This window comes from Priestia sp. YIM B13491, from assembly GCF_042787605.1.
Taxonomy (GTDB): Bacteria; Bacillota; Bacilli; order Bacillales; family Bacillaceae_H; genus Priestia; species Priestia megaterium_E.
On the sequence record NZ_JBHZOR010000005.1, the window covers coordinates 290002 to 303091 of the forward strand.

The 13090-nt window shown below is 36.5% G+C and carries 11 protein-coding genes; 9 read left to right on the forward strand and 2 right to left on the reverse strand.

Annotated elements, in window-relative coordinates; all coding sequences use genetic code 11:
* Positions 1-42 precede the first annotated feature (42 nt).
* Entirely contained in the window at positions 43-750 is a 708-nt protein-coding gene (pgmB, locus tag ACFX4E_RS19990; protein ID WP_098333899.1) for a beta-phosphoglucomutase, read from the reverse strand.
* A gap of 275 nt (positions 751-1025) precedes the next feature.
* Here pgmB and ACFX4E_RS19995 point away from each other — a divergent pair, with 275 nt between their 5' ends.
* The 9 genes from ACFX4E_RS19995 (at position 1026) to ACFX4E_RS20035 (ending at position 11097) form a co-directional block, all read left to right on the forward strand.
* The gene (locus ACFX4E_RS19995; protein WP_060745888.1) at positions 1026-2663 is read left to right on the forward strand and encodes a PTS transporter subunit IIBC; all 1638 of its coding nucleotides are present in this window, start codon (positions 1026-1028) and stop codon (positions 2661-2663) included.
* A gap of 4 nt (positions 2664-2667) precedes the next feature.
* Positions 2668-3453, forward strand: coding sequence for an endonuclease/exonuclease/phosphatase family protein (locus ACFX4E_RS20000; protein WP_060745889.1), 786 nt, complete (start codon positions 2668-2670; stop codon positions 3451-3453).
* Between the two features lie 292 nt (positions 3454-3745).
* On the forward strand, positions 3746-4846 hold the full coding sequence (locus ACFX4E_RS20005; RefSeq protein WP_060745890.1) for a glycosyltransferase family 4 protein: 1101 nt from the start codon (positions 3746-3748) through the stop codon (positions 4844-4846).
* Positions 4843-5781, forward strand: a complete 939-nt coding sequence (locus ACFX4E_RS20010; protein ID WP_013059871.1) for a glycosyltransferase family 2 protein — start codon at positions 4843-4845, stop codon at positions 5779-5781. Before ACFX4E_RS20005 ends, ACFX4E_RS20010 begins: the two co-directional genes overlap by 4 nt.
* Positions 5782-5783: 2 nt before the next feature.
* Positions 5784-7502 (forward strand): DUF6020 family protein, encoded by a 1719-nt coding sequence (locus ACFX4E_RS20015; RefSeq protein ID WP_098526038.1) that lies wholly within the window; start codon positions 5784-5786, stop codon positions 7500-7502.
* Positions 7502-7837: an EamA family transporter gene (locus ACFX4E_RS20020; protein ID WP_013059873.1), complete on the forward strand. Its 336-nt coding sequence runs from the start codon at positions 7502-7504 to the stop codon at positions 7835-7837. Before ACFX4E_RS20015 ends, ACFX4E_RS20020 begins: the two co-directional genes overlap by 1 nt.
* Complete coding sequence (locus ACFX4E_RS20025; protein ID WP_060745892.1) at positions 7830-8162, forward strand: EamA family transporter; 333 nt, start codon at positions 7830-7832, stop codon at positions 8160-8162. The genes ACFX4E_RS20020 and ACFX4E_RS20025 overlap by 8 nt, the downstream gene beginning before the upstream one ends.
* A gap of 30 nt (positions 8163-8192) precedes the next feature.
* The gene (gene murJ / locus ACFX4E_RS20030; protein ID WP_016765962.1) at positions 8193-9695 is read left to right on the forward strand and encodes a murein biosynthesis integral membrane protein MurJ; all 1503 of its coding nucleotides are present in this window, start codon (positions 8193-8195) and stop codon (positions 9693-9695) included.
* 25 nt (positions 9696-9720) lie between these two features.
* The gene (locus ACFX4E_RS20035) at positions 9721-11097 is read left to right on the forward strand and encodes an O-antigen ligase family protein (RefSeq protein WP_098332536.1); all 1377 of its coding nucleotides are present in this window, start codon (positions 9721-9723) and stop codon (positions 11095-11097) included.
* A 29-nt stretch (positions 11098-11126) separates the two neighbouring features.
* On the opposite strand, the gene ACFX4E_RS20040 is transcribed toward ACFX4E_RS20035, so the two are convergent.
* Positions 11127-12926 (reverse strand): cation:proton antiporter, encoded by a 1800-nt coding sequence (locus ACFX4E_RS20040; RefSeq protein ID WP_060745895.1) that lies wholly within the window; start codon positions 12924-12926, stop codon positions 11127-11129.
* Positions 12927-13090 lie beyond the last annotated feature (164 nt).

Below are 13090 nucleotides of genomic sequence, written 5' to 3' on the forward strand. Positions count from 1 at the left end.
ATATGTTTTTTTGCGCTTTGCTACTTGCATGTAAAAGATTTACTAATTTTTTGTATACGCGCTGTTATAATCTGTTCCTTTTCTTGCTTTTTCGAAAACCTCTTTGATCATCTTTAAATGCAAATCAGCTGTTGAATATACGTGAAAATTCACATCCTCTTCCTTCAGATGCTTACCAACGCCGATAGAAACCATATCTGTTTGATTAATAGCTTTTATACCGGCCTCTCCGTCTTCTATCGCCACACATGCATAGGGTTTTACTTGTAATTGATCGGCAGCTGTCAAAAATATTTCTGGATCTGGTTTTCCCTTCTTTATTTTTCTCACATCCACAATGCAATCAAAAAAAGAACGTATTCCTAGCGAATCTATTACAGTATTTGCATTTGAACTAGAAGAAGCAATCGCCATTTTAATACCTTGTTTTTTACAATCCTCTAACAACAATTGTATTCCTGGAAGTAAGTGACTCTTTGTCATTTCCTTTATTAATGCTTGATAATGCTTATTCTTTTCATCAGCAAGCTGTTCTTTTTTTTCCACTGTGAGACGTACGTTGCCTTGTGCAGCAATGAGCTCTACAGTTTTCACTCGGCTGATCCCTTGCAGCTGCTGATTCAGTTCTTCAGAAAATGAAACGTTAAGTTGATCTGCTACTTTTTTATTTGCTTTATAATATAAATGTACCGTATCTGCAATAACACCGTCTAAATCAAAAATAATCGCTTGTACCCCTTCTTTTTTCATATTATCCTCCTCTGCACTTGTCTTTATGCCATTACTTGAATGCTTTGATTACATTCCATCATGTTAAAATACCGTTGATATCGTTCACTTTATCATAAATTTTTTTTCATCATTTATGATTTATGAATAAATTTTTCAAAAAAAGAGAAATTACAGTCTTGCATTATGAAAGCCCTTTTATTACAATAAGGTTATGCAAACGGTTGCACTATCTTAGAAATATAGTTTATCAAAAAATAAAATGAAAACCCATACATAGGGGAAGGGGAAAAACTATGAAAAAGTTCTTTTCATTTGATTTTTGGCAGAAATTCGGTAAGGCTTTATTAGTAGTAGTAGCGGTTATGCCCGCAGCTGGTATTATGATTTCACTTGGAAAGCTAGTTGCAATGACTGGGGGAGACATCACTGCTGTACAAACAATTGCACGCGTGATGGAAGATATAGGCTGGGGTATCATTACAAATCTTCACATCTTGTTCGCTGTTGCTATCGGGGGGTCTTGGGCTAAAGAACGTGCTGGAGGTGCATTTGCTGCACTTATTGCATTCGTTCTTATTAACCGAATTACAGGAGCTATTTTCGGAGTTCAAGCAGAAATGCTTTCAGATCCAAAAGCAACGGTTCAATCACTGTTTGGACAAGAGTTAGTAGTAAAAGACTACTTCACATCTATTTTAGGATCTCCCGCTCTTAACATGGGAGTATTCGTAGGAATTATCGCTGGTTTTTTAGGCGCAAATTTATTCAATAAATATTATAACTATGATAAATTGCCTGAAGCCCTTTCGTTTTTTAACGGCAAGCGCTTCGTACCATTTGTGGTCATCGGTGGTTCAGTTGTAACGGCACTGCTTTTATCCATTGTATGGCCGTTTATTCAAGGTTCATTAAACAGCTTCGGACAGTGGATTGCAACATCTAGAGATACAGCTCCTATTCTAGCACCATTTATTTTCGGAGCATTAGAACGCCTGCTTCTTCCATTTGGTCTTCATCATATGCTGACAGTTCCTATGAACTACACGGAGCTAGGCGGAACGTACAAAATTTTAACAGGTTCTGGAGCAGGTTCCACGGTGGCCGGTCAAGATCCTTTATGGCTTGCTTGGATTGCAGATTTAAATAACTTCCGCGCTGCAGGAGATATGGAAAGCTACAAGCAGTTATTACATGACGTTACACCTGCACGCTTTAAAGTAGGACAGATGATTTTGTCTTGTGCGTCGCTAATTGGAATCGCTTTAGCAATGTATCGTAACGTAGATCCTGACAAACGTTCAAAATATCGTTCAATGTTCCTTTCAGCTGGACTAGCTGTTTTCTTAACAGGCGTAACAGAACCGATCGAATTTATGTTCATGTTCGCAGCACCTCTTTTATATGTCGTATATGCAATTATGACGGGACTGGCTTTTGCCATTGTTGATATTGTTCATGTTCGCGTACACTCATTTGGCGTAATTGAACTATTAACACGTACACCAATGATTATCAAAGCCGGACTATGGGCTGACTTAATGAACTTTGTCATCGCCTGCCTTGTATTCTTTGGCTTAAATTTTGGAGTGGCAAACTTCTTAATTAAACGTTTTAACTTCCCAACGCCGGGACGTAACGGAAACTATATTGATGAAGAAACAACTGCAACAAGCAGCAAGAAGGTGAAAAATGATTCGCTTGCACCAGTCATTATTGGACTGCTTGGCGGAGAAAACAATATTGAAGATGTTGATGCTTGTATGACTCGCTTACGTGTAACGGTAAAAGATATACATGCCGTTGCAGGAGAAAGTGAGTGGAAACAAAACGGAGCCCTTGGTTTAATCTTGAAAGATAAAGGGGTACAAGCTATTTATGGACCTAAAGCGGATGTTTTGAAATCCGACATTCAAGATTTGTTAGGAGCTTAACATAATGAAGCTATTAACGTTAAATTGCCACTCTTGGCAAGAGGAAAATCAGCTAGACAAGTTATCTTGTCTAGCTGAAGTAATTAAAAAAGAAAAATATGATGTCATTGCTTTACAGGAAGTAAGCCAAAAAGTAGACGCACCTTATGTATATGACTACATTCGCAGCGATAATTACGCTTGGCTTTTAGCAAAAGAACTGGGTAAGCAAGGTGAAGACTATCAATTGGTATGGGATTTATCTCATATAGGCTATGAAGTGTATGAAGAAGGAATTGCCATTTTAACGAAACACCCGATTATTGAAGAGCATTCATTTTTTGTTTCACAAACGTCAAATATTGACTATTGGAAAACGAGAAGAATTGTTGGAGCCACAATCGAATATGAAAAAGAACTTCTTACGTTTTATTCTTGTCATCTTGGCTGGTGGGATGACGAGGAAGAGCCGTTCAAGCAGCAAGTTGATACGCTGCTAGCTCATGTACACAAAGATAACCCATTTTTCCTACTCGGAGACTTTAATAATGACGCTCATAGACGAAATGAAGGTTACGACTACCTGTTGAGCCAAGGCCTCTATGATACGTATAATCTATCGAACAAAAAAGACAGCGGTATTACAGTTAAAGGTAACATTGCTGGATGGGATGATAATGAACGGGCACTGCGCCTTGATCTAATTCTATCGAGTCATGCGCAGGATATTCATTCATCAACTGTGGTGTTTAACGGCATACATTATCCCGTTGTTTCCGACCATTTTGGGGTAAGCGTTGAAGTGAAATAAGTAACATAAAGCGAACGAATAGCGTTCGCTTTTTTTTCGTGTGATTATGATGATGTGAAAATCATCTTCTTTACTGCTTTATCTATCGTTTTAGAAGTGTCCGATAAACTTTCGCATTTTAAAAAGTAGGTGTGCTATAATATTGTGATGTTGGCGATATGCAACCCATTTTTGCATGTTTATCAATGAAATCGCTCAACTTAATAGTAAGACGATACATGTAAGCTCTATTTAAATGAACACCCGTTGTCATTATCATAAACTAATAAAGAAAAATAGGTGTGAAACAATCATGAAAATTTTGTTGATTTCAAATATGTATCCTTCGGAACAATTCCCGAGCTATGGTGTATTTGTTCAAAACACTGAAAAAATTTTAGTTCAACATGGTATTCAAGTTGATAAAATTGTCATGCAAAAAAAGACAAGTAAATTAAGCAAGCTTTTTAGCTATGCTTCTCATTATGCTAATGTCGTCTTGACGGGCTTGACAAAAAACTACGACTACCTTTACGTACATTATGCATCTCATAATGCTCTTCCGCTGCTGATTCTTAAAAAGCTAAAGAAGAATGTGAGGATTGTGACAAACGTTCATGGTTCAGACGTTGTACCTGAAGTACCTTCACAGGAAAAGTATCAGCCAAGAGTAAATGACTTATTGCAACATTCCACTAAAATTATTACTCCTTCTCCTTATTATAAAGGGCTCGTTGAAGAGAAATATAAGGTTCATAACCCAATTTATATTTTTCCAAGCGGAGGAGTGAATAAAGATCTGTTTCACCCTTATGCAGATAAAAGCAAAGCTTATCAAGAACTAAACTTGGACCCTACTATCCGTTATCTTGGATGTGTAAGCCGCATTGATGTAGGTAAAGGATGGGAATACTACCTGCAAGCAATTGCAAAAGCTGAACAACAAATGCCCACTTCTTACAAATACCTATACGTTGGAAGCGGAAAAGATGAAGCGGCCTTTAAGGAAATGATCAAGACTCTAGGTCTAGAGGAAAAAGTCATCCATTTCCCTCTCCTTCCTCAGTCCTCTCTTGCTTACGTATATAATGCGATTGAAGCATTCGTGTTTCCGACCGTAAGAAAAGGAGAAAGTTTGGGCTTAGTCGGCCTCGAAGCTATGGCTTGCGGAGCACCCGTAATTGGGAGTCAGATTGGTGGTCTAAAAGATTACATTATAGACGGAAAGAATGGTCTATTCTTTGAGCCTAAAAATGTAGAGGAACTAGCTTCACAGCTACAGGCTTTTATTAATCTTCCTGAAGATGTGAAACAGCAAATGTCTCAACAGGCGTTACAAACAGCAAACCGCTACACAGTAGATGTAATTGCTGAACAACTCCCAACAATTTTTTTTGATGAGGTGGAAAAATGAAAGTCGCAGTTTTAATTCCTTGTTATAACGAGGAAGTAACAATTGGAAAAGTAATTGACGATTTCAAACGCGAACTGCCTAGTGCAGATATTTATGTGTACGATAACAATTCAAAAGATCGCACAAGTGAAATTGCACTTGAACACGGGGCAATCGTCAAAAAAGAATTCAAGCAAGGAAAAGGAAATGTTGTACGTTCGATGTTTCAAGAAATTGATGCAGATTGTTATGTCATGGTAGATGGAGATGACACGTATCCTGCAGAATTCGTTCATCAATTAATTGAGCCTATTAGAAATCGAGAAGCTAACATGGTCATTGGAGATCGTTTATCAAACGGAACGTATCTCGAAGAAAACAAACGTGCTTTCCATAATTTCGGTAACAACTTGGTACGTTCTTTAATTAATGGCCTGTACAAAAGTAACATTAAAGATATCATGACAGGTTATCGTGCGTACGATAAATTATTTGTAAAATCAATACCTGTGATGAGCCCGGGATTTGAAATTGAAACAGAGATGAGCCTTCACGCGTTAGATAAACGCTTCCGTCTCAAAGAAATCGCGATCGATTATCGCGATCGACCTGAAGGCAGCGAATCGAAACTTAATACGTTCTCTGATGGATTTAAAGTGTTACGAATGATTTTTACGTTATTTAAAGAGTACAAGCCGCTTCAGTTCTTCTCCATTTGGACAGTGTTATTTATTGTCGCAGGATTAGCTGTTGGTGCTCCGGTACTTTATGAATTTTTTGATACAGGCTTCATTACCAAAGTACCGTCATCTATCTTAGCAACTGGATTGATGGTGTTAGGTGTTTTATCTTTCGTCTGTGGATTAATTCTAGATACAATCGCTTCATTAAACCGCAAGCAATATGAATTAGAACTAAATAAAAAAATTGAACAGATTGAACAAGTAGGAGAATAACAATGATGAAGAATAAAAAAAGTATTTTACTGCTTACAGTAACAGCTTTAATTATTCTTATCGGTTTAAGTATTGGTAATCCAGACGGTGTTCACTATCTTTCCCTTTTTGCTGCACTTGTATTTACCATCATAAGCTCTATTTTTATTTATAAAAATAGAGCTTATGCTTCATTTAAACCGCTAGAATGGCTATTGCTGATTGTTTTTTCGTTTATCGTACAGTTTTCACTTTTAGATAACTTACATATGACGAGCTCAACTATTTTCTTACTCGTTTTATATGCCATCAGCCGTACTCTATTAGCAATGCTGCTGACGGCCGCTGTACTCAGCGCTATCAAGCAAATAAACGATTTTCACTATACATTTGCACACCCAAAGCGTTACCTAGGAATTGTTACGATTCTTATTTTAGCTGTTAGTCTATATTACTGGTTCGCCTTTTTCCCAGCGGCCATGACTCCCGATTCATTAGCACAGTGGAGACAGGCACATAACGGAGAATTTAACGATTGGCACCCTATTATGATTACGTGGCTGATTATGCTGCTGACAAAAATATGGGATAACCCAGGAATTGTAGCGTTCACGCAAATTGTTGTTGTAGTAAGCATATACGCCTATACGTTTGACTTTTTCATTAAACGCAAAGCACATCCTGTTATGATTGGACTTTTAACAGCTATTATTGTCATTATTCCAAGCTTTTTAATCTTTTCAATTATTATTTGGAAAGATATTTTATACAGTGCTTTTCTGCTGTTTTTTACAGTGAATATTGCAAAAATCTATTTATCAAAAGGTGCTTGGATTAAAAGCAAAGCAAGCTTTTTCTTACTTTTACTTTCCGCATTTGGAGTAGCTTTCTTTAGACATAATGGTTTTCCTGTATTTATTTTGACTTTCCTTTTAATGATCGTCTTATTCAGAAAAAATTGGAAACCTCTTGTCACGATTTTCTTAGTTATTTTTATTTTACAAAAGATTGTTACAGGCCCTGTGTTCACGTGGCTTGATGTACAGCCTTCGGATCCAAATGAAGCTTTGTCTATTCCAACTCAACAAATTGCAAACATCATTTCAAATGATGGGCAGATGTCAAAAGAAGAGCGTGAATATTTTAATAAAGTGCTCCCTATTGAATTGTGGAAAGAAAAGTACAATCCATATAAAAGCGATCCTATTAAATTCACTTGGAAATACTACGACCGCAAGTTTATTTTTAATGATTTAGGTCTTTACTTTAAGAATTATGCTAGCATTGTTATCAAAAATCCTTATCTAGCAACGGAAGGCTTTCTCAAACAAACAGCTTTAGTATGGCAAATCAATCCTTTTAAAGATGGCTACACAGATACGTATGTAACGAACATTTATTACGGCAATGATTTAGGTCTTAAAAATAAAGTAATTGAGCCGTTTATTACGCATACTGCCAATGCTTACTTAGCTATTTTTAAGCACCCTGTTTTTACATTCTTATGGAAACCAGCTTTTTATCACTGTGTCATTTTATTATTTTCATTAATGCTAGTGATTCGAAGAGGAATTACGTCACTTATTATCGTCATTCCTTGGGCTCTTAACACGCTTTCTGTTCTTGCGGCATTGCCGGCTCAAGATTTTCGATATTTATTAGCAAGCGTATTTGTGTCTTTCTTCTTTATTGGTCTTCCTTTTATCCGATTTGATCAGAAAGAAAAGGATGTGACCTCCTGATGGAGAGCAATTACAACAAAAAGCTAGGAATCACACTCATTATCGTGGCTTCCCTGTTTACAGCTGTTGGACAACTTTTTTGGAAGTTGTCCGAAGCTTCATTTAACTTAAATTTAATTATTGGTTTTTTTCTTTATGGATTAGGAGCGGTTTTTATGATTGCCGCTTTTAAATTTGAAAGAGTTTCCTTACTTCATCCATTTTTAAGCCTAGGATACGTAATCAGCATTGCTCTTGGTTTCTTTCTATTAAATGAAACCATTAGCCCTATGAAGCTGGTCGGTACTCTTATTATTATCGTAGGTGTAATTTTAGTAGGTGGCCAAGATGAATAGTATCCCGCTTTTACTTATTATGACCCTTTTAGGTTCAGTTGGAGCTGTCTTTTTCAAGTATATTTCTACGTATTTAAATGAAAAAAAGATAAAGCTAGCGGTTATTTGCTTTGTGGGTGGCGGCCTTTTTTACGGGGCGGCAGCTCTGCTTAATGTGTATGTTTTAACGCTGTTACCTTATTCTATTGTATTTCCGCTCACGTCTATTACGTATATTTGGACATTAACATTCGGTTACTTTTTAATTAAAGAAAAAGTTACAACAAAACAAGTTATCGGCTGTATTCTTTTAATTGTTGGATGCTTCTTTATTGCTAATAGTTGATGAGATAACTTGAAAAGGTAGGAGTTTCGCATGAAAAACTTAAAATTCGCGAGCATTTTACTGCTCATATCAACATTATTTTTGAAATTTTCTAGTATGATTCGTGATTTAGTTATTGCTAACTATTTCGGTACAAGTTATATCGTCGATTCATACAACGCAGCAATGATTATTCCAAACGCTTTTATTTTATTTATGTTAACGGGGATGAAGGATGCATTTATTCCTAGTTATTTACGCTATGAAAAAGAAAATAAAGGAAAGGTTCATTTGACTAATATTGTTAAATCAACCTTTCTTATTTGTTTCATTATTTCGGTTCTCGGATCAATTGCTGCTTTCTTTTACTTTCCCGCTTCGTACTCTAATTTTTCCAAAGCAGCAATTGAACTAGGAATTTATACGGGCGTTATGTACTTTTTATCTCTTTCACTAGTTGGAGTGAATGCCGTATACGAAGGTGTATTTGATGCACGAAGCCAATATTCTTTCTCCGTGTTTTCTCAGACGGTTGTTGTACTATTTACGATTTTAAGTACAATCCTATTACATTCAATCATGGGCGGCTATGCAATTGCTCTTGGCTATTTTGTAGGAACAATTGCTTCTTTCTTAATTAAAGTTGTCTATTTTAAACCGCAGCATCTGCTGTTATGGAAGCAAAAAATTGACCGTGATGAAGTAGTGGCTTTTTATAAAGTATTCATCCCTGTCGGTGTGACCATTATGGTCGGTCAAATTAATTTAACTGTAAACTTCTTCTTTGCTGGCTCCTTTGGTGAAGGTGTTATTTCATACTTAAATTACGCCTTCAGACTTGTAAGTATTCCCCAGGCAATATTCGGGGTTACGGTCGCAACCATTATTTATCCACTGATTGCAAGAGCCATTTCTGAAAAAGATGAAGAACGCTTTAAATCAGGAATTGAAAAAGGGATTACGTTTATGCTGATGCTGCTGATTCCAACGATTGTTATTATGATCTTTTATATGAAAGACATTGTAATGATTGCTTATCAGCGCGGTGCATTTGACGCAAATTCAACTTTAAAAACAACGGATGTATCTTATTATTACCTAGGTTCAGTGTTTTTCTATTCGCTGCAAGCTGTTCTTGCAAAAGGATTTTATTCTCTTCAAAAAGGTTATCTTATTATGAGAGCAGGCTTATTATCTATTGTGTTAAATATCATCTTTAACATGATTTTTACTAAATTTATGGGATACCAAGGATTAGCACTTTCCATGTCAGTGGTTGCCTTTTTCTACACCGCCATCGTATTCGTTATGCTGGCAAAACAAATCAATCACTTCCATTACGGATATCTAGTGAAAGAAACAGGAAAAATTCTTTTAGCTTCCGTACCTGTTGCTATCCTCATGTTCTTCTTGAAGGACATCGCATTTTTGAATTCATTACATGTTATCTTACGATTTGGTATTGTCTGTCTTGCAGGTGGTTTAGTATACTTAATGTCGACGCTATTATGCAGAGTAGAAGGTGTTATGCTTTTAGTTAAAAGAAAACGTTAATTCACGTAAAACAGGAGAGTACTATATGAAGAACACATACTGGTTATTTTTTCTGTTCGTTGGTTTTATTTCAATTCAGCCAATTATTGATATGCTAACGACGTACATGGTTTTGAACATGGATAGTGGTCTCTCAATTGGGGTTGTTATTCGCTTTCTATATATGATTTTTGCGGGTGTCCTACTTTTAGTGTTTGCCAAACAATCAAAATGGGCTAGATATTCGATTATCTACCTTATTGTTTTTGCACTCTTTCTTGGACTCAATATCTACTTAAATCATCAATGGAAAGATCCTTATTATATTGGGCAAGAAATTAAATTTTTCAATAAGGTTGTTTATATGAACGTTACCTTACTTGGAATGATTGTGATGTTTTCACATTATCGATCGTCTGTGGATGTAAAAAGAATACTGAGCAAAAACTTATTGACTGCTTCACTCATCATCAGTATTGTTTTTATTGGTACAATGCTAACAGGTACAGCACTAGAGAGTTATCAGTATAATAAAATCGGATTCAAAGGCTGGTTTTATGCAGCGAATGAGCTAGGAGCAACCATTGCTATTTTGCTTCCTCTCACACTGCTTTTAGCTTTAGATAAAGTACGTTCGTTTTCAAAAGCTTATTACTGGATTCCTTTTATCTTGTTAGCTGTTTCGTCCATCATGCTTGGAACGAAAGTAGGCTTAGGTGCCGTTATTCTTTCTTTAGTTGTAGCAACAGTTGTCTTATTTGCAAAATTATTTACGAATAAACGCAGCTTAATTAAAGCCAACTTAGTAATCTCAATTCTGCTTTTAATTGTAACAGGAGCAACCACTCCGATTTCTCCAGCTTATAAAAACACATATACGCACATCGATATGTTAGAGGCTAAAAAAGAGAAAACAAAACAAGAAAAGCCGGAAAAGAAAGAAAAAGAAAAGCCGGCTAAAAAGAAAAAGCAAAAGGAATCAAATTTAGATGACAAAGATATTCAAAATCTGATTCTAAGCAGCCGTGAGCAATTTTTAGCTCATCATAAGGAAGAGTATGCAAAAGCACCTATTGCAAGAAAAATGATAGGTATGGGCTTTTCTGGTGACTATACAAAACAGCTTCCGCCAAAGATGATTGAAATGGATTTTTATGATCTGTTTTTCTCTTTAGGTATCATCGGATTTTTACTATGGGTTCTTCCACTTCTAGTAGTTGGTTTAACTGTATTGGTTCGATTATTTAAAGACCCGTCACAGCTTCTTGATGAAAGCTTTATGATGTATAGTACAGCAATTGTATTAGCTCTTGGAATTGCTTTTGTAGCTGGGCATGTCTTCACCGCACCAGCCGTTACCATCTATTTTGCAGCTGCTGCTGCTTATCTGTTCGTCATTCATTTTAAACAAAGACAAGCATAAAAAAAACAGGCCATTGAAGGCCTGTTTTTTTATCTTTTTAATGGCTGAAGGCTTAACACCGTATCACCCGCATTAACGTTTATTTCTTGATCATGAGCAAAAAAACTCAATGCCTTTCCTTGCTTGCTTACTGCTAGTAAAAGAGAATCATCGCTTTTCTCCTCAAGATATGTTTCATACGTATATTCATCCGTAATTTTTGTATTGTAAATCGTATATCCGTGCTCCATTTTATGATGCAGAAACTCCCACGTAATTCCTTTCTTAAAGAGCATGCGTCCTCTTACAGTGTGCATAATTTCATCGACATCTTCTCTTGAATCTTCTTGATCACGAATACTCAATTGAAAAACATTGTTCCGTCCCATATCTTGAAGAAAAGCAGTACAAACAAGTGCATTATATGCATCTAACTCAGTTGCAGCAATCACGTATTCATAAGGAGTTAAATCTAGATGATATTCCGTTTGCTCAGCTAGAACTTCTCCGTGATACACATCTACTTCCGCTCTGCGCGCAACTCTTAACCGCTCCCACGAAGAATCAGCAACTAACACTGGATAGCCCAGCTGCTCTAACTTAGAAGCAAAGGCAACCGTAAAATCATTGCTTCCTACAAGCAAAATACCAGGTTCTTCTCCAATTGATAAATCAAGCTTCTTAGCTAGCCATGAAAGGGAAAAACCGTGTGCACAAACCGTAGCAAACACTAAAGCAAATGTCAGCGTTGTTAGAATGGAAGCATCTTTAAATCCTTCATCAATTAGTACTTTCGCAAAGTAGCTTGAGACCGTTAACGCTACAATTCCACGCGGGGCAATCCAGCCAATCAGTATTTTTTCTTTTATAGATAAATCTGTCCCTACCGTTGATAAAAAGATGGAGACAGGTCTGACAATAAAAAGCATAAGTAAAACAAACAAAATGATATTCCAATGAAAAATTTCAGTAATGGTCTTCATCGTCAGTCCAGCCGTTAACATGATAAAAATAGTAGAAGTCAATAGAACTGAAATGTTCTCTTTAAAATGTCGCATATCACTAATAGATGAAATATGCATATTAGCAAGGGTAATCCCCATCGCTGTTACTGCTAGAAGACCTGTTTCATGCTTAATTTCATCAGCTATCGTAAAACAGGCAATAACGACAATAAATACGACCGGGGATTTTAAATACTCTGGAATATGCCCCTTTTGAAACATCCATCCTATTCCGCGGCCAAGAAGCCATCCTATTAAAACAGCAATAATAGAAGCTGCAAAGAAAAAGAGAATTGTTTTTCCACTCACTTCTCTCAGCACTAAAAATTGAACAATTTCAAACGAAAAAACGGCCAGCAGTGCACCAAATGGATCAACAATAATACCTTCCCATTTTAAAATCGCTGCTGGTTTTGGTTTTAATTTAGCTTGTCGTAAAAGAGGTAAAATCACGGTTGGACCCGTTACAATAAAAAGCCCTCCGATAACAATTGCCACTGCCCATGATAAATCTGCTATATAATGAGCAGCTAAAGAGCCTAAAATCCAAGCTAGCATGGCTCCGAGCGTCACAATGCGAAACACGGGCTTTTCGATTCCCCTTACCTCTCTCATGTCTAAATTCAAGCTGCCTTCAAATAAAATAACAGCTACAGCAATCGACACAAAAGGATCAAAAAGCTGGGCAAACTGTGCTTTAGGATCAATTAAACCTAAAATAGGGCCTGTTAGCAGTCCGATAATTGACATCACGACAATTGCTGGTAACTTAAATCTCCAAGCCAGCCACTGAGATAGAACTCCTAGTCCCACTACGAGCGTGATATGTATAAGCATAGGTTCCATTGTATCTTCCTTCTCTCGTTCGCATAATGTGTATATATTTTCCCTAAAATAAACCGATGTTATACAGGAAGAAACAAACACTACCTTGTTTTACCACTTTTTCAAAAATGCTAAACGCATACTCTTTTCTTTGAATCCAAGCTATTTTCTTTCATTCGACACAT